The sequence below is a fragment of the Tissierella sp. genome, assembly GCF_052089545.1.
GTDB lineage: Bacteria > Bacillota > Clostridia > Tissierellales > Tissierellaceae > Tissierella_A.
The window spans coordinates 11,357-32,598 of sequence record NZ_JBQDAA010000005.1 but is presented as its reverse complement, the minus strand read 5'-3'; the positions used below and the strand labels follow the sequence as shown (position 1 = coordinate 32,598).

Below are 21,242 nucleotides of genomic sequence, written 5' to 3'. Positions count from 1 at the left end.
TGATCATAAGTACTTACTAGCCAGTCCCCCATTAAAGCTGCAGGTGTAGTTCCACCTATAACAAAACCAAAGTATCTAGGACCAGCACTTGCTGTTAAGCCCTTGGCATACTTGCCCTTAAAATGTTCTAAAGCCTTTTCCCCACCGATTCCTTCTTCCTTTAGTTCTTCTTTAGCAAATGGATCTGGATATACACCAACAGGTTTATCTTCTACTCCTTGTAAAAAAGCACTTGCTTCTTTTTTAGTAAGGTCTAATAAGTGGTCCATATTTTCTTGATCTCTTTTTAAATAGCTTGTCATATTAACATCTCCTACTTTTATTTTTTGTTTTATTATTTTAATTTTATCACTTTTACTATCAGTTTTAAACTATTGGTGCTTTTAAAATTAAAGCATTCTATATCAAAGGTTTTAAATAGTTGCATATATATATTTAAATATATATATGCAACTATATGCTTCTTAACTAATTCAATATTTAATTACTAAATCTATAGTATTAATATGTAAAGACTCTTTAAATGTCTCCAATTATCAAGCATGTAATATAGATAATGGCTCAATTCTTAATGATGATTTTTGCTTATGTAAGGTAGTTGCAATTACCTTGATTTTCAAACTTTTTTTCTGATTTGGTAACAATGAAATATCATCAAATAAAAAAGAGTTTGAATCTTGATTCTTTAATATTAGAGTAGTCTCTACTGTATAAACTTTATTTGAATCTAGGTTAAATGAAATATTTTCTAGCTTTTTATCGTCAATTGGCAATAAAAGAATCGGAGAATAGTAAAGTTTTTGATTATTTGCCGATAACTCAATGGAAATATCAATTAGTCCTGTTGAAATCTTACCAATATTTAAAATATCAAATTTAAGATTAAGGTAAAATTGCTCCGCTTTTGTAGGCTCTGTTTTTACTTTGATTATCTCTCCTATATCATTTTCTTCTAGTTTCAAATAATTAAGTATTCCAGTCTTTAAGTTCATTTTAACTTTTGCTTTATCCTGAATAAATTCTTTAAACCAACTTAATAAAAAACCTACTACTGTTCCAAGAAGTGCTATTACAACTTTCTCCATGCTATATTATTCTCCTTTTATATCTTGACTCTAACTAGGCTGATCAAATTTTTTATAGCTAAATGTCACTCCACTCCCAATGCCTTAAATACAGCATCTTCAGCCGTACTATAAAATATCAGATTAAAGGCTCCAACTAATTCTGGTGGTACTGTTCCTAAGTCTGCTGCTGAAATTAGGGGTAGTAGTACTTTTTTAGCTCCACTATCTAAACACACTTGTAGGGTATTAGCTAGCTCTTCTACCTTGATTAAAGTTCCTCCTATACTTATATCTCCTAGTATAGCCATACTAGTTATAGCAGGTTTCCCTAGGGCCACAGAGCATATAGCAACCATTGTAGCTAGTGTTAAACCTGTAGTCATACCTATACCGTTCATATCTTGTGTGTTTACTAGGTAGTCTTTAGTGGTGGTACTTATCTTCCCACTTATGGATTTACTATTTGCTCTAAGATACTTGTAAGCTGTATCTACAGATTCTTTGGCTTCCGAGTTTGAGCCTAAGCCTGTTCTTTCAAATCTTCCTGTCCCTGTTGTCATTTGTGTTTCTAATTTAAATACACCCAGCATTCCAGTTTTACCACGTCCTACATGGTAAACATGCCCTGGTTTTCCTATTCCCTCTGGAATTAAACCTCCTCCAGCTTGTTCTGGAACAGGTACATATTCTTCATCAAAAGATTCTTTATCTATATATGAAAAATTTACATCATAAAACTCCATGCCACCAATTTTTTTAAGCTGTTCTTTTACCCTTCTTCTCATCTCTAGGGCAAATCTTAGTATTTCTTCTATATCTTCTTTTTCAAATTCTCCATGAGGGTAAATTAACTTTACCATTCCTGATACCGTTTTCTTAACGGCTATAGTATCTCTTTGATTTAACTGATTTCCTAGTTTAAAATATTTATCATAGCTATCAGCATAGGAAACTTTTCTAAGCTCTCTCATAACTTCCGCAAGATAGTCTGTTATAAAACCATAGTCATCAGTAAAATGATGTGGACTATATTTAGGAATTTCCCAACCTGGTAGATAACAGTGCATCCTATCAAAAAAAGCTGTATCTGTTCCCATAGCATCTGGGAATGGATCAAATAAACTTGAAGTCTTTAGGAGTATATCTACACTTTGATTTATATTTCCTACAAATACCATAGATGCTGAAGCATTTTTCATTTCTTTACCACGGGCAAAAGATCCTGATGCCATATAATCTTTCATTATTTGGATTCCATCTTTATCTTTAAATGTCATACCAGCAACTTCATCAAAGGCAACACAATCCCACATACCTACTAAGCCTACCTGCCTGGTAGACATATTATAAAATAAATTTGCAACTGTGGTTTGCCCTCCTGAAACAAGAATACTATTGGGACTTATTTCCTTATATATATGAGACTTTCCCGTTCCCCTTGGTCCAAGTTCACATAGGTTAAAGTTATTTTCAACTAAAGGAATAAGACGAGCCAAGTGTAGCCACTTTTCTCTTTCATCTAGACTATCAGCTTCCATTCCAGTACTACGAAGTACTAGTTCAATCCATTCTTCATCAGTAAAATTATTTCTAGCTTCTTTCATCTCATCTAAATCAATCTTAGGCATTTGTACTGGAGTAAGTTCTTCTATAATAAAGGGAACTCCCTTCTTATCATCTTCATCATAAAAGTATTCCATCTTTATAATACACCATATCCCTCCTGATAAAAGTCTTTCATACATCAAAGGATAGGCACTTGCTATAGGAACTCCTCTTAAGCCTAGATTAGAAAATTCTGCTTCATATATATCTGTCTTATAATTTAACTTTACAGATATATTGTCAATAACCGTATAGCTTCCTAGCTCACGAAGTTTTGAAATTATCTTTTGTGCTTCATCAGGTCTTACATAATTTTTAGATAATATGTTTTTTACATTTTTTACTCCCTCTTCTATTATCTCTTCATCTTGAGATGAACAATACATGCCTAGCAAATATTCTAGCACATATACTGGAACATTTGCCCCCTCTTTAATCTTTTTAGTTAAATCCTTCCTTACAATCTTGCCAGGGAAGTATTGTATAAGTTTATTTAATATTATTTCTCTATTTAAAGTCTCCAATATATACCTCCCCTTTCTATATATCAAATCCAAATTCATCTGCAAAAGCAATATCTATAATAGTTTTTTGTCTATAGACCTCTATACCTGTCTCTGTATTAGTTATTGTTAAATAGTAGCTTCTATTTTTATTATATTTTTTATTTCTAAGATTAAATCTTAAACTAAATACACGGTCTGGTGAACTAGTTGACTTGCTCTTAGCAAGGTATGTTTCTTCATTAGATATTAACTCTCCTGATTCATCCACAAATTTAATACTATATTTAGCAGGTTTAATTATATCTGTAACTGCCTCCTGTTGAATAAAATCTAGTTTAACTAAGAGACTAGTTACCTTTGTTAACACGCTTATCAAGGATACTTTTACATCTTCCACATCTACAGCACCTTTGGTAGTCTTTACACTAACTACAGGTACTATGATTTCCTGAGGTGAACTTCCTCCATGCACAAAGTTTTGTCCTCCCCCTTGGGCTTTAAATACATTTGAAGTTAAGGGCATGGTAATAGTTCTCTTATCATAGTTTCCTAAAACATCAGACACAATTATATTTTTGGTTCCTAATATGTCGTAAGTGTTGTCTGATATTATAAATCTTTTATTTACCTTGTCTTCTCCATTAAAGAATTTATTTATCTTGTCTGCTTCTTGGTTTTTACTTCTAGTATAGATAAAGCCATGGTCTGCGGTGACTATAAAGCTTGTTGCAGAAACTGTATTGGGAAGCCTTCTTATAAGGTCTTCTATCTCATTCATAGCTTCATCGCAAGCAACAAACACTTCATCTTCAGTATTTAGCTTGTCCCCTCTAGCGTCTATCTGGTTATGGTAGATATATATTACTTCCTTGCCAGCAAAAAACTGCCTCATACCGTCTCTAGTCATCTTTATTAAATCATCATATTGAACACAATCACTCTTTGAGTTTTTAGCTTCCAGTATAGCCTTTCTTTCAGTTAAGCTCCTAGTAGCTTTCCCATCCACATATACTGAATAGTCTTCTCTAATCTCTATTTTCTCATTGGGTAAAAGTGCAGCCATCCCTAAGCTGGTAAAGCTTGGTAGGACTCCTATTTGAGGCTGGATATCAGCTTGGATTTTTTCATTATATTCAAATCTTTCTACTAATTCTTTTCCTACTTCATATCTAAAGGCGTCAGATATTATTACAATAATTCTCTCTTTTGAATCTGCGATGAAATTATTATAAAAGTTTTTTTGAAGCTTATATTTTTGTCCAAGTTTATCATAGTCCATATTATTACTAAATTCCCTGGCAATCTTATCTAAATATCTATTAATATATATGTTCTCCACTAAGTTTTGTAAATCCTCAAAGATTGCCTTATTTTCTAGTTTATCTAAGTTGTAATAAAATCTTCTATAATAGCTATCTATCTTATAATATTCTTCATGATATTTCTCTACTAATTCTAGGACATTATCTCCAATCTTAATATCTTTATTGGCGATTAGATAGTATGCATTAATTAAAAGATCATATTTATTTCCATATAGGTCTCTAAAGTGTTTAAACTTTCTACTTTTAAATAGATCTAAGATAGGAGAACCATTAACTTCTATATTTAAGTTTTCATCTAAGAGTCTTTCTATGGACCAAGTAATTATATATTTATCAATATCTTTAAATACATCAAGATTCATCAAGTCTTTTATATCATAATCTTTAAAAACAGCCTGTCCATCTACAGCCTTATATACTTCATCAGAAATTTTTCTAAAGCTTTCCATGTATATGGAACTATTCATCATTTGATCTACAAAAGCCATAACTGTACCTGGTTTATTTAATATATATTTATTTAAATTTTTAGGTAACTCTTTATTCATTTGCCTTCCTGCATAGGTTAATAGTAGGCTTATGGAAAACTTAATCAAGCTTGGTTCCTCATCTTTATAGGAAAAGTTTAAATTACAATACTTCCAAAAGGCTTCTTCCAAGTCGTATTTACTAAACTCTTCCATATATTTATTATCAGATAGACCTTGAGATAATACAATCCTTAGGACCTCTTCAAAGTTTACAACTCTTGATCTAGTTAAAGCAGATAATAGGGCAACTTCTATAGATTCTTCATTATAGGAGTCAACCTCCAGGTCATAAAATCTTTTAGTCCTATCCTTGGCATTGAAAAACTTAATATATTTTTCTAATATAGGTTTGTATGATATATCAATACCTAAATCCACAGCCAAGAGAGAAGTTCTATCTGCAAAAAACTCTTTCGAATAAATGATTGTATCTGATAAATGATTTTCCCTATTGTCCGGTCTTTTAAAAGGTGCATATATTAAATAATTGTTTTCGGTGTCTCTTCTTTCCAATAATACCTTAGTAGCAAATAAATTTGTAGGAGTTAGATTATGTATTTTAGCATTTTCAAGATTTAAGCTCTCTATGTCTCCTATAAAATCTCTTTTTTCATCATACCAAAATACTAACTTACGACTAGCTCCTTTAAATTCACTATTTAACTTATCTTCTATTTGTTTTAAATTTAGTTCTGCCATAGTTGCAACCCACTTTCTAAATCATATATAATCTTTTTTGCTAATCTTGCATATATAGCTGCATTTTTTAAAAGTTGTAGATATATATGCAAGTTTTTTTTTAATCTTTCCTTTGATTATATCTTAGCTAATATTTTAAATTTCTTGCCCTTGTCATCAGTTTGTACTTTTTCATAGTTTACCTTTACTCCATCATCTAAATCTATGTCTATCCTTGAAAGAGCTATATGACCTATTTTCTCATCATAGTCTTTACATTCTTTAACTTGTTTTATAATCTTTTCTAATTCTTTTTCTGATTCAGCTACCTTCTTTGCATCTTTATTATGGGCTATATCATCTCTTAAGAAGTCCATTCTGCTTTCATACATCCTTTGGATCCTATGAAGATAGTCTATTCTTACCTTACCTGTAGTATCTGCATTATACCTATGCATATAGATCAAGGCCTTAAAACCATCTTGGCTTTGTCTTTTAGTCTTTCCTGCTGAAGAATCATATAGCCAATATATTGGTGTTTTTTTATAGGTCTTTACATGGTCTTTATAAAAGTCATTTACAAAATAGTTTCTTATCTTTTGCCTAGAAGTTCCATTTCCCTTAAGTGATTCTCCTATGAAATTAAGGTTATCTTCTAGATTTTCTGGTCCAAAGCTTACCCTAACAAAGTCTACAAAGCGATTAGCTAGATCGTCTTCAAAGTATTCTTTATCTGTTATTAAAACTATATTGTCTTCAACTGGTTTGATCTTTTTATATCTTTCTATATCAAACTCTCCACCAGCATAAACTAGTCCTTCTTCATCTAAGGAATATCTTCCAAATATACAACCTACACCATAGGATATAAAGGATTTGATTACATGATCTTTAGTTAGAATATATGCATTTCCTTTGATATCATCGTATATATCGTCTTTATGGTCAAATATTTTTGCTATGGTAATCTCCTTATCTGAAACATATTTATCTAATACATCTTCTAAACCATATATTTTTATGAAAATCTCATTTAGTTTTTCTTCATTTTCTTTTAGTTGATTGAAATTGTTGTTAGTGCAGTGTTTATAGTTTTTGTAAGCTTCTTCTATGGTATTTGGAGCTTGGTTTTGTTTGTTTATATCTAATAGTGGGTGGATCTCGAAGTCCCAAGCTTCTTCATAAGAATTCCAATCAATCTTCGCTAACTTTATTGTTTCTTCTACTATATTAATAATTTTATCATCCTGCGATTCTAATACTGTAAAGTTATTAAAGTCACCTATTTGTAAGTTTATAGTTGGATTTAGAATTTTAAAAATATAGTCTGAAATTTTAGTACTCATTAAACCCAATAAATATATTAATTTATTATGATCATTCGTAAAAGCTGACATTCCTGAAACATCATGTATGCTGCCTCTTTCACGATATCGAATACTAAATCCGCCGCTAGTAATAAGTGGCCAAGTTATCGATTCCTTAAAGTAAAATCCCGTGTTTTGCGGTCTTGATCTTACTCTTCCCTTATCATCTTTAAAATTGCGTATTTCAAAACCATCATTTTCCCAGTTTACTATATAATCATAATTTCCATACCATTGTCTCCTTGAGCCGCCCTTGTTATATGGAAACCATTTTGCTTTTGATTCTACAGAAGATTCAATAGAATCGGCATTAAAATAAATTTTATTAAAATCTACTTCGTACCATTTCTTTAAAAATCTATTATTATTTGCAGTGGCTAATCCCTGCCTTGGTTGCACTATAGAATTCATAGGTTTACCATCTTCAAAAGCTTTTAATAGGTTAGGATGAGCCCAATAAGCTATAGGACTACCCGGTATTAATTCAAAATTATCTTCATTTACCTCGTTATATCGATTTTCTTTTATTGGAAAGTATTTTGGAACATCTTGTTTAATATTTTCTAGCTTAATTTGATTATAAGTACCTTTATAGTTGTTCAAGTCTTTTTTCATCATAGTAAAAGCTGATGTTCCAAAGGCTATCTTCATAACCATATTTTCCATATGAATTAAATTAATAGTTGTTGTGTTTCTCAACATCTCTTTTCTCATTCTTTCATAACTTGATAAAAACATCCAAGATTGCATTGTTACCATACTTGTATAACCAAGGTTTTTAGTTATTTCTAATCCTTTTTCCATAAATACAGCAAATAAATCTGCTTTAGTATCCTTATATTCTTTATCTAAATATTTAGTTAAATTGACTCCCATATGACCTCTACCTAAATATGGTGGATTAGTTACCACTACATTATATTTACTTGATAGTATTTCTAATAATCTTAGTATATGAATTATATCTTCTTGAGTGTTTTCTATTCCTATTAATTCCATAGGTAGAATATCTTTACTATTTATATTTTTAGTAAAGTTAGTGAGTGCATCAAAATTATAATCTTTATCTATTTTTATTACAGATCCAAGTTCTCTTCCATTTTTAAAGAATTCCACTATTTCTAATATATCTTCTTTAATTTTCCGCCTAGATTTTTCATCTTTTATATTTCCACCTAAAAAATCTATCTGTTTTAAATTTATATCTTTACTATCTATAAAATAGTATAGATTATCTTTTATTTCTTTATTAAGTATTCTTCTGCTATATTGTCTGCCTTTCATCATAAGAGCAAAGTATGCTAATTGGTATGCTCTTTTATCTATATCTAGTCCATATAGGTTATTTTCTATTATAGATTCTGCTGCTTGTCTTTCCATATATCCTTCTTCAAGATAAAATTGCATAAATACTTCAAAGGCATAGGCTAGTATATGTCCACTTCCCATTGACGGGTCCATAAATTTTATATCTTCTATTTTTAAATCTTTTCTATCTTCTCTTAAATCTTTTAATTCTATCTTTACTACTTCTACTTGTTCTGCTTCTGGTAAGTAATATTTCCAGCCATATTCCTTAGCTAATTCTTCTTCAGTTTTATCATTTCCTATAGCTATTTTTCTTTCTATCCAAAGTCTACCTAGGGAGTTTTCAACCATATATTTTACTATCCATTCTGGAGTAAATAGCTGGGTCTTAGCTGGCAGTGTATTCTTGTCTACCTTCTTTTTTGATGCATCTACTTCTTCTTTAGGTACAGTATTATAATATTGATATAGCCATCCTATTATCTCTATTTGTCCAGTTTCACTTATATCAAAAGGCTCTTCTCCTATATCTTCTATTAGTTTAGCGATTACACCTTGTGGGTCTTCATAGGATATATTTACAAGTAACTCTGCATAGTCATCTGTTTTTTCAAATAACTCTGGTAGTTGTTTATTTAAGGCATTAGACTGTTTGATAAAGAGAAACTGAAATAACTCTTCCATAGCTTTATTACTTCCATCTAGTTTTAATCTATCTAGTCTTTCAAATTCTTCTTCACTTATTCCTATATCTGTATCCCTATAACGGCTTACAAACTCTGGTTCCCTTACTCCTTCTCTTCCTGATGATAATATTCTTAATTTATCTGGCATATAGTTATTTACTTCCATAAATCTTATGGCTATTATTCTGTTAAACCAAATATAGGCTATTTCCTCTACTAGAGTAGTGTAGGCTGTTTTATAGTCATCTTCTTCTTGTCTTTTTTCTATTTCTTTAACTAGTTTTTCATACCTTTTTACATCTCCACCTTCTATCCTATATGTATCTTTTTCACCTATATTAAAGATCTTCATATCTTTTGTAGATTGTGGAAGAGGGTCAGCTATACCCTCTTCACTTATACCTATTAACCTAGCCTTATCTTCTATATCTTTTATAAGCTTTTCCCTTGAATATATAGCAAAGTTTTTTAATGCTGTTTTATTCATCTATATCCTCCTAAAACTCAATATTTAAGATTGTATTTTCTCCTAATTCTTTTTCTAAGCTTTCTTTTAATTCCCTTAGGTATTTATCTAAGTCATCTTTACTTTCTATTCTCCATGAATTTGATGGATTTATATCTTTTATACTTATATTTTTTCTTTTTACGGATGGTTTTGTAATTGGAGGAGTAGCTCCATCTCCATTACCTTTTCTTTCTTCTTTTTCTTTTTCTATTTCTTCTATCTTCCTTGCTATCTCATCCAAGTATCTCATTTTTAAAGTATTTGCTTCTATTTTAAATCCATTTATCATAGCCACGTTGTTACAATCCTCAGCTCTTTTATTAAGATCATTAAAACTGGATTTATATTTGATCCCAAATACATCTTCTAATCCTGTCTTTTCTAACTCTTCTATAACTCTTTTTTCTGCTTCTTTTATCTCTGCTTTTACTGGCTCTAGTTCCCTATCTAATATTTTATTATATAAGTCTAAAAACTCTCCATTTAACTCAGACAAATCTTTTATTCTATTATAAGGATTTTCCATAGAAAGAATGGACTCTATTTCTTTTGTAATGTTTTCCATATCTTCATTTAATATATAAGATTTACTTTCTTCATATATGCCTAGGAAATGTTGTGCTTTTTCCCATATAAGCTTTTGCTCACCTTTGAAAAAGGATTTTATTGGTGTATAGTCTTCTTCAAAGTCTAAATATTGATCTTCATTCTTAAATAAGTCTTGAAATACATCTCCAGGATTTGAAATACCCCTGGTTTTATTTATCAAGTCAATTCCTTCTTCTATAATTATTTCTCCTGGATATTTTCCCCTGCTATAGTTGTCTTTTACTCTATTTAATTCTTCTATCATATGTCCTGCATATTCATTGAATTTTTTTACCATCATATCTGTGTCTTCAAACTGAATATCTCTTTGAAATAAGATGGAAGATATGTTTTTTAGGCTTCTTATATATCTTTCGTCTATTACTTCTTTTTCTTCAATTAATAGTTTTTCTGCGTATTGTTTCTTAGTGATATAAGAAACTATTTCATCTTCTGTCTTATTTAACAAAGATATGGGTTCGCCCTGTAGACTAAGGCTTATATTTCCGATTAAAAATATTTTTGATATTATCCATTCTATATCTGTATCTATAAATCCATAAGGTGCTTTTAAAAACCTATCTTTTATTTCTTTTAGTGATATTCTGCTGTGATTTTTAGTTCTTAGTTTTATATAGTCTAAAACTTCATTTATAGCATTTATATTTGGACTCTCAAAACTTTCTAGTTCTATACTGCTATTATCCCTGCTCCTAAATAACTTCCTTATCTCTACTTCATCCATGGCAGTATCTATATAGTCTAGTTTATGATATACAATTTTAATTAAGCTTTGAAGACTATCTTGTACACTAAATTTAAAATCCCTACTCTTAAGCTGAAGTTTGTCCCCATTTAAATAAAATTCAGCTTCTTTTAGAGTTTCTTCTAAAAATAGTTTTCCCCTATCTTGATGCTCTCTCATTTCAACCCTTTTCAATGCCTTTATTTCTTCCATCTTTGGAATATTACTAGAGCTAGATACTTGTAAGTATCTTTCAATTTTCATTTCAGTTCTTATTTCATCCATAAAGCCCCTGTCATTTGGTAGGTCTACATAGACTATACTTTCCCTTTGACTGCCCATTCTTAAGCTGCTTTCTATTCCATTTTTCTCTGAGTTAGGAGTTATTATATCTATTCCTATTTCAAAGGATTGATTAGACCTATAGGGATCACCATCTACAAATCTATTAAATTCAAAATTATATCTATTTCCAAACTTACTATAGGCAACTTTATCATCTGATAGGATTCCAGCATATATTATTTCAGAGATTTTCCTAGTTAAAGTTTGTACTTCTATATGCTGTCTTTCTATCTCCCTATTTATTTCCTGTTCCTCATTGGTTAAGAATATATACAGGTCTCCATTTTTCTGTACCAATGTTTGACTGACTAAGATATCTAATGCTTTTTCTACTCTTTCTTTAAGCTCTATTCGGTCTTCATGTATATTAGAAACCATTAGTGTAGTTATATTTTCTAAATTCGCCTTTATTTCTTTAACATATTTGATTAAAAATAAAGTCTTCAAAACATTTACATTAAAGTTTTCTTCTTCCCCACTTGGATTTATATTTCCATTTTCTAAGGCCTTGCTTATCACTGCTGAATGACTGTGGTCTAAGAATTTTTCTAATCCATCATAAAATACATTAAAGGGAACTAGTTCCCCATCTTCTTTATCCATTAATTTTTCAGCACTTTCTTTAAATAAGGCTAACATGGACCTTTCTCCTTCTGAAAGATGTTTTCCGCTGGCTCCATGTTGTCTAATAGAAGTTAATACACTTGCTAGGAGATTAAATTGATAAGGTATAAATGGGTATATTTCACGAAAATCCTTGGTGTTTTCATAAAGCCTTTTTTCTATACCATCATTAAATATTAATAGATTTTTTAAAATAGTTTCATTGTTTTCATATATTACAGATAGGATCTCTTTAGCTCTTTCTTTTTTTTCTAATATCCTTAATTTAATAACTTCATCTACGTTGGCAGAGGTTAGGTTCAATCTAGTATCAAAGCGTCCCTGTATTTTAGAAAAGTCCCTTCCCTGAACTTCTGTTATAGAATCTATGTCTTGTTGACTTGTTACTACTATCCAGGCTTTACCATGGCAGGCTGTTCCTAGATCTTCTGTTATTGTCTGTAAGTTAAGCATAAGATCAGTGTTGTTTCCTATATACTGGCCTATCTCATCTACTAAAAATACTAGGTGATGGTTTTCATCCTTACTATCTAAATAGTCTTTAACCATCTGTGCAAAGGCTTCTATACTTATTTCATAAGGCGTGGTAGTAGTTCTAGTCCACTCCCTAGCTGATTCTTCACTCATTACTTGGATGTCTGCCAATGTTTTGATTACCTTATCTTTGTGAAATTTAAACATATGACGACTTTCTAACCATTTTATATTATGTAGTTCCTCATACCTTCTTTTAAAGTCTTCATATTTTCCTTCTGATTTTAACTGTCTTTCTAGGTCAGCTAAATGAGGGTCTGTACTAAAGTTTTGCATTTCATTAAAGACTCTTAAAAAAACATTTAATATACTATCCTTTCCCTTAGTACCTGCTGATTTACTTTTGGAATCTATATTAAATAAAACTACATCGGTAGGTGTATTACAAGCCAGTTCCATGTCTGCTACTACCATAGGATCTTTTATTTTTTCATCATCTAAAAAATAATCAAAGGCTCTTTTACCTTCTACTTGACGGTTTTCTAATAAGTAAGATAAGATTTTAAGAAAGTGAGACTTACCACTGCCGAAGAAGCCCGAAATCCAAACACCCATTTTATCTGTATTAGCTACTATCCCATTTTTGTAATTACTAAAGAAACTCCTAAAATGCTTTTGTAGTTCACTAGTTACTACATATTCTTCTAGTTCTTGTTTAATATTTTCATCTTCCGCCTGTCCTACTTTAATAACCCCTTGTATATCTCTATCTATCTCTTTTTCAAACATATCTTTTATTAACATATATAAACCCCCTATCTTATAAGTGGAAATGCTCTATAATAGTTTTCATCTTTAAACTCTGAAAATAGTATCAAACTTTGACCATCATATTTCCCTGGATAAAATAACACTACAGGGACCCTGTCAAATACCAGGTGCAATTTATTTAAAATCCCATGAGACCTTACAAAGGGAAATATCTTCCCTACACCTGTAATAAATACAACTGAATTGTCTGGTGTTTTCTCTTCTATATATTCATTAAAATAATTATCGTCATAATCTATCCTTAAAATATCATTTACTGCTCCAATTAAATAGTCTAAGCCTTCGTTTTCTTCCATTTCTATGCAGGCTTCATATAGTCCTTCTTTTTCTATTAGATCAATCATAATATCGTAGACATCAAATATTATTAATTCATATCCTGGTTGATTTCTTATATTTTTTTCCCTTAAGTTTTCTACATAGTCTCTTACCTTTAGCTCTTTATTTGCCTCATAATCAAAAATATAGTAGCCTACTTCATTGCTAAGGCCCTTACTATGTCTAAAACTTTCATCACTTATTACTTCTTCAATCATGGCTAATTTTTCATCTAATGTTTTCATGCTACTCCCCCAAAAATACTTTTAAATAAGGATACATACCCTTATTTTTCATTTCCGCTTCCAAACTCATATCTAAAATAGGCTTTCTTATTATTGATAAGCCTCCCTCTTCTACTAGAAGCCCAGCATCTTTTAAATATGTTCTATAGGCCCCTGATAGTCTCTTTTTAGTCTGTAATGTTAAATTTGCTACTCTTTCGCTTTGCTCAGATTTATTATTTAAAAATATTCTAGTATGACTATTATCGAATTCTAAATTTCCTATTATAATTTTCTCCCTATATACCTCATACATAAATTCAAAAAATAATCTATCCGTCATCATTATCCCTAATAGGTTTAATATCTTTTGGTCAGACAAGGTTAATCTACTAAAAATATCCTTTATTTCATCAGGTAAAGCTTTTGTTCTTTTAGCTATCTCATTTATCATCTTTTTACCATAGCTTTTTGATGGCGCCAAAAGTATGTTGTCTTTTTCTTGCATTTCTTTTATTTCTTTGTCTTTATACCCTCTATTTAATAGGTCATTATATTTTTTAAATGCTTGAAACCAAAATCCTTTACTAACAGCTCCAGCACTATATTTTAAGTTTTTCATTCTTACCTCCTCAGCCTTTAATCTTCCTTATGGATTACTTCACAAATATCACTTATTTGGCATTTAAAATAAGCACAGATCCTAACTAAAACATCTAGCGAAACGTATTCATCCTTTGTTAATTTATATAGGGTACTGGTGCTTATTCCTATATCACTGGCCATTTTAGTCTTTTTTATATCTTTATCAATTAAAAGCTTTAACAATGGTTTATAACTAACCCCCATATATACACCTCTTTATCTTAAATTTCATTATAATATCTCAATTATAGTATATATTAAAAAAATCGACATCTCAAGAGAAAGTATTGAGATGTCGATAAGCATATTTATAAGTTTTTTTATCAATTAAATATACTGGCTTAATCTCTTACACTATTTTCCATATATAAGGTAATCAGATACATAGTTGAAGGTGTCTATTTAAGATAAAAAAACAAGCTCTCTCAAATAATAAATTACTCGAGAGAGCTTGCTCTTAAATTATCAACTTATTTAAAGATCTTAAATAGATCTCTTAAACCAAAAGATGTCTTGTTATAAACTTTATTGTAAGCAGCTTTTTTAGGATCTTTTATCCATCCCATTCCTTTTTTTCCATAAGTAGGATCAATGGATGACTTTATTTTACGTTTTAACTTTCCTGTTGTTCTAGCTTTAATAGATTTTTTAATTGATGGTTTTCTAAGTCCAAACTTCATATATATTTCTCCTTTCTTAAATATTAGACCACGTCCTTATATTTATTTAGTATTGCTAGTGTTCATGTTCATGCCCTTTGTACTTCCTAATCCCATTCCAAATGTAGCTTTTAATGTATCATATATTTTAATAGTAGGAGCTAGCCACACTTGTCCTGTTCCTTTAAATACATTGACAAATCCTTCTCCACTTACTGCAGATCCCATCATCGTTTTTCCTGATTTTTCAACTGCAAAGTCTATACTTCCACTTCTTAGCATTGCAAAGTTTCCATCTACTTTTAAAGTATCATTGTCTAGTTCTATGATATCTATTTCTTCCATAGGAACTTCAGACTCTAATACTATGACTCCTGGGCCTGTTAATGATATTTGAAACCATCCCTCCCCACCAAGCCAACCAGCTGAAATATTTTTTTGAGACATAGCTTTTATCTTAACACTTCCCTGAGCACCGTAGAACATACCCTTATCCACTATTATATTTTCTCCTTCTCCTAATTCAACCAGAAGAATATGTTTAAAGGTAGGTTCTAGAACTAACATACCACTACCCTTGTATTCAGGTCTTGCCATCTTCTCTCCTGTTGCCATTCCTGAGAATGCCTTTCCTAATACATTGCCCACGGTTAATCCCGAGGTCATTTCGATTTCCCCCTGAAAGTAGCTCATAGCACCTGGTTCAATTTTAAAAGAATCGTCTTCCATGTAAACTGCAACCGGTCTTGCTTTCATATTTTGTTCAGACATAAAGTACAATGTTTGTGCACTCCTAGTATCACTCATTCCATGTAAAGCATCATATTCTAAAATTTCAGCCTTTATTCCTTGATTTTCTACAGTTTTAATTATACTTATATTTTTTCTTGTTCCTTTTGCATTTTTCATAATTAAATTTAACCACCTTCCTATATCTGTTTTCATAATTGGAATAAGATTTATATTACTATTGTCTAAGGTTTTTATATCCCAAATATAGTGTCTGCTCCTAACTCGATAATCTGTGTGTAGTTTATAAAAGTTTCTTAAAAACTCCTCAAATATTGTGCTCATTGTTTCTTCATCTTTATCTATTTCATGAAATTCTAATAATAAAGCTCGGATTGTTTTCTTAAATTTATCGCTCATCTTCTGCATAAAGTAAAGCCTGGTTAGAATAGCTTTTAGTATTTTATTCATTTTGTTATTTTTACTAAATTCATCATCTCTTTTAAAGTCATTGGTAAGAAGATTTTACCGTATTCATGTGACTTATAAAGTCCTCTAGGTATATCTGCTATGTTTCAAATCATGTTGGATTTTTGTTGTAGTTTGATTTCTTAATACTGGAATCTTGTATTTTTTACCTTCCATTTTTCCAATGAAATTCTCACCCAGAATCCGTATATACCAAATGTTATGATTGTTAATAATAGCCATTTGATCCAGTGACCAAATAAGCCTACAGCAGATCCAGTAAATTTTAGTCTATTACCTTCAATTACGGTATGGTTTATCCTCCACCCATAGACCATACACAAGGCCCAAGGATAACATATTCCTAAAGTAAAGAGAGTTATTAAGAAACCTAGTATAGACCAAGCTATCAATTGAAACAATCCTCCATCAAAATATGATCCACCTTTTTTTATTTTAGCAGTTTCTCTATTAACATCAAAGTTATCATCCATTTATATTTCTCCTTCTACTTATCTTTTATTTTCTTCTTTTAAATATTCCTGATATGCTTTGTATAACTGAACTTGTAGATTCTGCTACTTCTCTTACTTCTTCCCAGTCTTCTAGTAAATCTTTATCGTCCTTATAGTATCTTTTCATTTTTTTATCCATATCTTCTAGGTCTTTCTTATTTAACTTACAAAATACCTTTCCAGCATTTTTTATATCTTTAGAGTCGCCATTTTCAAACATGAATTTTAAAAACTCTGATAGTTCCTTGTAAGTGTTTGATTGTTTAATTTTCTCAAGGTATTCTTGGTTACAGTATTCAAAGAAATCTTCTTGAGATTTCTTAGACATAGTAAATAGCCCATATATAGATTCCCACTCATGTGATTTAGGCTTACGTCTTAATATTTCTGGAACAATCCACTTAAAATATGAAAAAGATAACTTTTCTCCAACTTTTTCAAGCTTTGCTCCTTCTTCATCTCCATATAGTCTTATTGTTTCCATTATATTTTCTATCTTTACCTTTTCTTCAAGAAGTATAGCTATATAGAATAAAAGAAGTTTTCCATCAATCTTTTTACTATTTATTTCATGTTGATATTTAAGCATTTCCATGATTAGCTTCTTGTTTTCTGGACTAGATTTTTCTAATGCTATACCTTTAGAAATATGTTCAATAAGAAAATCAGCATATTCATCTTTTATCTTTCTTTCTATAAAGATAGAAAATAGTTCTTTAACATATTTATCTTTTTCTTCCTTAGCTAATGAATCTAGTTTTTCTTTGTGAGCTTTTACATAGGTTGCTACTACCTTTAAAGCAAAGTCTTTTTCATAATCCTTGCTTTTACTAAACCAGCCTTCAAGGGTATCTATAAAGATCTTTCTAATTTCCTTAAGGTCTTTTTCATTAGCTATCCTATATTGGTATAAATAATACATCTCCTCGTATCTATTGTATTTATTTAAGAAGCTATTTATAAGGGAAATATCTTCTATAGGGTTTTTAGAAGTTAGGTGGTTAAAGTGGTCCCATAATTGTTTTTTATCACTGTCTTCTAAACCGATTTCATCTAAAACTATCTCAATGTTTAAGGTCATAGTTAGTAAATATAAACTATTAAATTCAAATTTATCTAAGATAGTTTTTACCGCTTTATTTCCATTTTGCCTGCTTGTACTATACATGGATTTGATTATAGGGATATAGATATAGCCTATACTCTTGTCTGCAAACAAGTCTTCTGTAGAGAGCTTTTTCTCTTTTATGTTTTTGGATAGATTTTCTATAAGAAAGTCTATCTTCCATTTTGATATGCCTTCTTCTATTACATTTACTAAGCTTTCCCTATTTTTCATATTTACCATTTCTTCTATAATGCTCATATCAATAGCTTGGGCTATTTTATCAATACTATTGTATAGGTCTATAAAACTATCTTCTTCAATGGATTCATCATCAAACAAGCTAATAATACGTTGGACTATCATTTCTTTAAGGATTTCCTTATCTTCTTTAGAAATCTTTTCATTAAATTGAAGCATGTATCTAATAATAGTTAGTGCAAATTCATTGTTAAAGTTACCAATAATATCAGTTTCTGATATAAGTTTTCCTACTACCTCTTCATTTAGATCATCTGTCGCATATTTTTCAGAAAATACTCTTGCCTCATTAAACTTGTTTTCATCAAAATCTTCTATACCATCCAATAATAATTCGTATAGATAGTATCCCGAACAATATTCTTCGTTTAAGTTTTTATACTTTGTTTTTTCACTAATAAATTTATGAAAGTCAACAAGACTATCATAGGAAAAACTTATGGCAGTATCGATAAAGTTAAAGAAATCGTGGTCAGGGTTGATGTCACTCATTTGAAAGTTTAAAAAATCAAATACATAATATCTTCCTGAGGAAATATATTCATTATAGTTATATTTGGTCCCTTTACTTTTTACACCACAAATTTGAGAGGAAGAAAGTTCTGGATCAAATTCATAGGTTGTAAAGTTAACCGCTTTAGCTATCTCAAGTGGTAGGCTATAGTGGATTGCAGCTATCCACATTATAATGTTTTCTTTTCCATCACAAATTACTATTCTTTTTTTATCTTTTTCAAATTTAAGGGCTGCATAGACCATCTTTTTATAGTACTCTAAATTTTCACCACTTTCTAAAAATGAGATAACCCTGTCTATATCAACTATATTTCCTCTTTCTAGGATAGGTTCTGGAAGATAGTCTGGCTTTTCTGGATTATTTACTTCATCATAGGGCATGGATTTTCTCAACACATGGCTACCGTAAAGTTCACTGGGGTATAGCTTTAGGTCTTCGTTTCCACAAATAATTGAATGGCTTAAATGATTGCCAAACCTTCCCGTACTACCCATATAGTCCCTTCCCAGATATGTATTTTGTGTTATAGAGCACATATTATCAGCTAACATTTTATAGGAAAAAGACGATGGCATCTTGGATGCAATTTCTTCGGTCATTACAACTCCTGCTTCTAGTGAAGGGAGTTGGTAGGTAAATAATCTTTTAACTTCTTCATCTTTTGATTTTTTAAAGTTTTTATCATATGAATATACCTGTTGACCATCGTTTATCCCATCTATTCCTCTCTTACATGATGTATAAATTATTTGATGTTTGGTCATCTTTTACACCTCCCTTTTATTTACTAGATTTAATTACCTTGTTTTCATTCAAGATCCATAAGAGGGGATCTTCAATTCTATGTGGTCTAGGTTTTTCTATCCTACCACTATCCTTGGATGGATTATTATTTAATCCTAAGGATGATACTCCAAAATATGAATAATTACTATAGTTAACATCTATCTGTCCCATAAATGACTGAGCACCCCACTCTGATAGTAGTCCCTTTATTTCAGAGTCTATGTTATGTTTATCAGACAAGTCAAAGGCTTGTTGGTCACAGTGAGGGCTATTTTCTAAAATCATACTCCCTTTTGGAATTAATGGTTCAATAGCATCAAATTTTGAAAAAACAGCTGCTACAGGTATATCTATCTTTTTTGATGTTTTCATATTTCTATCATTTCTAATAAGTTTAGATACCCTTGTCATGATATCCCCTGACCCAGTTGCTTGCTGCCAGTTAACAGATGACGCTCTTTCTACTACTTCATCATCAAGCTGGTGTCTAGCTTGTGGGAATTGTAGGGGGTCCAATAAAAATATTATTCCTGAAGATTTGCATATATACTTATTAACGGTGCTCATTGTATCTTCATCATTTAAATCTTCTCCTGCTGTATCAAAAAATACTAGTGTAAAGTTTTCTATTGTTTCCATGAAAAGTACTTTTCTTTTCAGTTTTAGTGTGAATATTAGGGGCCTATATGCGTCGTTGTTTATATCTTCTGTCGAACTTTTTGTTAGATCAAGTTTTTGCATATCTACAAATAGCTTTTGGTAGAAGCCTGATCTGTATCTTTCATTTGTATCGTCAAAACCTTCCATAGCTCCACCAAATTTAACAGCTATTCTTTCTATTAGTTCATTTATAATAACTCCTACAAAGTGACTTTTACCAGTATCACGGGAGCCTACTATTGAAATAATCATATCTTTTCCTAAAAGTGTTGACTCAGGTAGGTTGTTGTGACAGGAAGGGCATATAATCTTATGGCTTTCACTTCCACACTCAGGACAGTTTTCAGACTTGGGTATCCTAAATTTTTTTACTTCAGCGTTAAAGGTAGGTTTACCTTTTTTAGGTGCATTTATATCACCATTTTCATACTTTGTCATTTCTATATCATCTACGTCTTTACATCTTTTATTGCCACATCTAAACTGAACTTCAGGTATCTTGTGTTCTTCAAAGCAAAAGGGGCAAATAAAGCTTGTTTTTAGTACCATTTTCTTCCTCCTAGCTAATCTTTAAATTAGATTTTAAGTTGAGTTTTATTTGATAGTTTTCTTGCATATCTTCATTTCTTAAAAATGCTTTGATATGAGTTTCTTTGGGCATTTTTTTATCAAGTGGTATTTTAACTTGATATTTTCCTTCTACTTCCCTGCTTTCTATTCTATAAAATATTTTTGCTGATTTTTTAAACATAGGTGCTACACCTATAGCAGACATAAGGTCTATATCAGGCAAGGTAAAGTTTTCATTTTCTGATTCAAATTCTAAGGTTAAGATGTTTTCACTAAATATTTTTTTATTTAATTTTACTGAATATGTTATTAATTCCTTAGGTCTATTAAAAAACATACAATCTGTAGCTGTTGAATATTCTTTTTCCCCTTCTTTTATAAACTCTACATAAACAGAAAAATAGTAGTTTTTTGGTTCGTTTGAGTCAACAACTAGCCCACTATCATATTTATACTGCTTGAAGGGTATATATTTTCTTGTTGTTTTTACATCGGATATATCTTCTGGAAATTTATCATGCCTATATAAAACAACAAATCCACTAGCTTCTTTAGGAGGTTCAACCTTTATAAGTATCTTTTGGTTAACCATGTTTAC

Annotated in this window: 15 protein-coding genes; all 15 read right to left on the bottom strand. The window is 30.6% G+C overall.

Annotation, left to right across the window (positions count from 1 at the left end; translation table 11 throughout):
- Positions 1 to 302: hypothetical protein (locus ACTHW2_RS01145; RefSeq protein WP_442261878.1), on the bottom strand; the 302-nt coding region annotated here is incomplete at its 3' end.
- A 234-nt stretch (positions 303 to 536) separates the two neighbouring features.
- Positions 537 to 1,085: a hypothetical protein gene (locus tag ACTHW2_RS01140; protein WP_442261877.1), complete on the bottom strand. Its 549-nt coding sequence runs from the start codon at positions 1,083 to 1,085 to the stop codon at positions 537 to 539.
- A 65-nt stretch (positions 1,086 to 1,150) separates the two neighbouring features.
- The gene (brxL, locus tag ACTHW2_RS01135; protein ID WP_442261876.1) at positions 1,151 to 3,196 is read right to left on the bottom strand and encodes a protease Lon-related BREX system protein BrxL; all 2,046 of its coding nucleotides are present in this window, start codon (positions 3,194 to 3,196) and stop codon (positions 1,151 to 1,153) included.
- Positions 3,197 to 3,212: 16 nt separating this feature from the next.
- On the bottom strand, positions 3,213 to 5,732 hold the full coding sequence (gene pglZ, locus ACTHW2_RS01130) for a BREX-1 system phosphatase PglZ type A (RefSeq protein ID WP_442261875.1): 2,520 nt from the start codon (positions 5,730 to 5,732) through the stop codon (positions 3,213 to 3,215).
- A 116-nt stretch (positions 5,733 to 5,848) separates the two neighbouring features.
- Entirely contained in the window at positions 5,849 to 9,559 is a 3,711-nt protein-coding gene (gene pglX, locus ACTHW2_RS01125; RefSeq protein WP_442261874.1) for a BREX-1 system adenine-specific DNA-methyltransferase PglX, read from the bottom strand.
- A gap of 10 nt (positions 9,560 to 9,569) precedes the next feature.
- The gene (gene brxC, locus ACTHW2_RS01120; protein WP_442261873.1) at positions 9,570 to 13,160 is read right to left on the bottom strand and encodes a BREX system P-loop protein BrxC; all 3,591 of its coding nucleotides are present in this window, start codon (positions 13,158 to 13,160) and stop codon (positions 9,570 to 9,572) included.
- An 11-nt stretch (positions 13,161 to 13,171) separates the two neighbouring features.
- The gene (locus ACTHW2_RS01115; protein ID WP_442261872.1) at positions 13,172 to 13,750 is read right to left on the bottom strand and encodes a DUF1788 domain-containing protein; all 579 of its coding nucleotides are present in this window, start codon (positions 13,748 to 13,750) and stop codon (positions 13,172 to 13,174) included.
- Position 13,751: 1 nt separating this feature from the next.
- On the bottom strand, positions 13,752 to 14,351 hold the full coding sequence (locus ACTHW2_RS01110; protein WP_442261871.1) for a DUF1819 family protein: 600 nt from the start codon (positions 14,349 to 14,351) through the stop codon (positions 13,752 to 13,754).
- A 17-nt stretch (positions 14,352 to 14,368) separates the two neighbouring features.
- Positions 14,369 to 14,578 carry a helix-turn-helix domain-containing protein gene (locus ACTHW2_RS01105; protein ID WP_442261870.1) on the bottom strand — a complete coding sequence of 70 codons (210 nt, stop codon included), beginning with the start codon at positions 14,576 to 14,578 and terminating at the stop codon, positions 14,369 to 14,371.
- 266 nt (positions 14,579 to 14,844) lie between these two features.
- Positions 14,845 to 15,054, bottom strand: coding sequence for a hypothetical protein (locus ACTHW2_RS01100; protein ID WP_442261869.1), 210 nt, complete (start codon positions 15,052 to 15,054; stop codon positions 14,845 to 14,847).
- 42 nt (positions 15,055 to 15,096) lie between these two features.
- Positions 15,097 to 16,233, bottom strand: coding sequence for an AIM24 family protein (locus ACTHW2_RS01095; RefSeq protein WP_442261868.1), 1,137 nt, complete (start codon positions 16,231 to 16,233; stop codon positions 15,097 to 15,099).
- Positions 16,234 to 16,373: 140 nt separating this feature from the next.
- Complete coding sequence (locus ACTHW2_RS01090; RefSeq protein ID WP_442261867.1) at positions 16,374 to 16,724, bottom strand: DUF898 family protein; 351 nt, start codon at positions 16,722 to 16,724, stop codon at positions 16,374 to 16,376.
- Positions 16,725 to 16,749: 25 nt separating this feature from the next.
- Positions 16,750 to 19,392 carry a GAP1-N2 domain-containing protein gene (locus ACTHW2_RS01085; protein ID WP_442261866.1) on the bottom strand — a complete coding sequence of 881 codons (2,643 nt, stop codon included), beginning with the start codon at positions 19,390 to 19,392 and terminating at the stop codon, positions 16,750 to 16,752.
- A 16-nt stretch (positions 19,393 to 19,408) separates the two neighbouring features.
- Positions 19,409 to 20,623, bottom strand: a complete 1,215-nt coding sequence (locus tag ACTHW2_RS01080) for a hypothetical protein (RefSeq protein ID WP_442261865.1) — start codon at positions 20,621 to 20,623, stop codon at positions 19,409 to 19,411.
- A 10-nt stretch (positions 20,624 to 20,633) separates the two neighbouring features.
- The coding region (locus tag ACTHW2_RS01075; protein WP_442261864.1) for a hypothetical protein at positions 20,634 to 21,242 on the bottom strand (609 nt) is incomplete at its 5' end.

Excerpts from the sequence above, each read along its gene's own strand:
- ACTHW2_RS01080 (WP_442261865.1), bottom strand. The coding sequence starts at position 20,623 with ATGGTACTAAAAACAAGCTTTATTTGCCCCTTTTGCTTTGAAGAACAC.
- ACTHW2_RS01100 (WP_442261869.1), bottom strand. The coding sequence starts at position 15,054 with ATGAAGTTTGGACTTAGAAAACCATCAATTAAAAAATCTATTAAAGCT.
- ACTHW2_RS01085 (WP_442261866.1), bottom strand. The coding sequence starts at position 19,392 with ATGACCAAACATCAAATAATTTATACATCATGTAAGAGAGGAATAGAT.
- ACTHW2_RS01105 (WP_442261870.1), bottom strand. The coding sequence starts at position 14,578 with ATGGGGGTTAGTTATAAACCATTGTTAAAGCTTTTAATTGATAAAGAT.
- pglZ (WP_442261875.1), bottom strand. The coding sequence starts at position 5,732 with ATGGCAGAACTAAATTTAAAACAAATAGAAGATAAGTTAAATAGTGAA.
- ACTHW2_RS01090 (WP_442261867.1), bottom strand. The coding sequence starts at position 16,724 with ATGGATGATAACTTTGATGTTAATAGAGAAACTGCTAAAATAAAAAAA.
- ACTHW2_RS01110 (WP_442261871.1), bottom strand. The coding sequence starts at position 14,351 with ATGAAAAACTTAAAATATAGTGCTGGAGCTGTTAGTAAAGGATTTTGG.
- pglX (WP_442261874.1), bottom strand. The coding sequence starts at position 9,559 with ATGAATAAAACAGCATTAAAAAACTTTGCTATATATTCAAGGGAAAAG.
- ACTHW2_RS01115 (WP_442261872.1), bottom strand. The coding sequence starts at position 13,750 with ATGAAAACATTAGATGAAAAATTAGCCATGATTGAAGAAGTAATAAGT.
- ACTHW2_RS01140 (WP_442261877.1), bottom strand. The coding sequence starts at position 1,085 with ATGGAGAAAGTTGTAATAGCACTTCTTGGAACAGTAGTAGGTTTTTTA.
- ACTHW2_RS01095 (WP_442261868.1), bottom strand. The coding sequence starts at position 16,233 with ATGAATAAAATACTAAAAGCTATTCTAACCAGGCTTTACTTTATGCAG.
- brxC (WP_442261873.1), bottom strand. The coding sequence starts at position 13,160 with ATGTTAATAAAAGATATGTTTGAAAAAGAGATAGATAGAGATATACAA.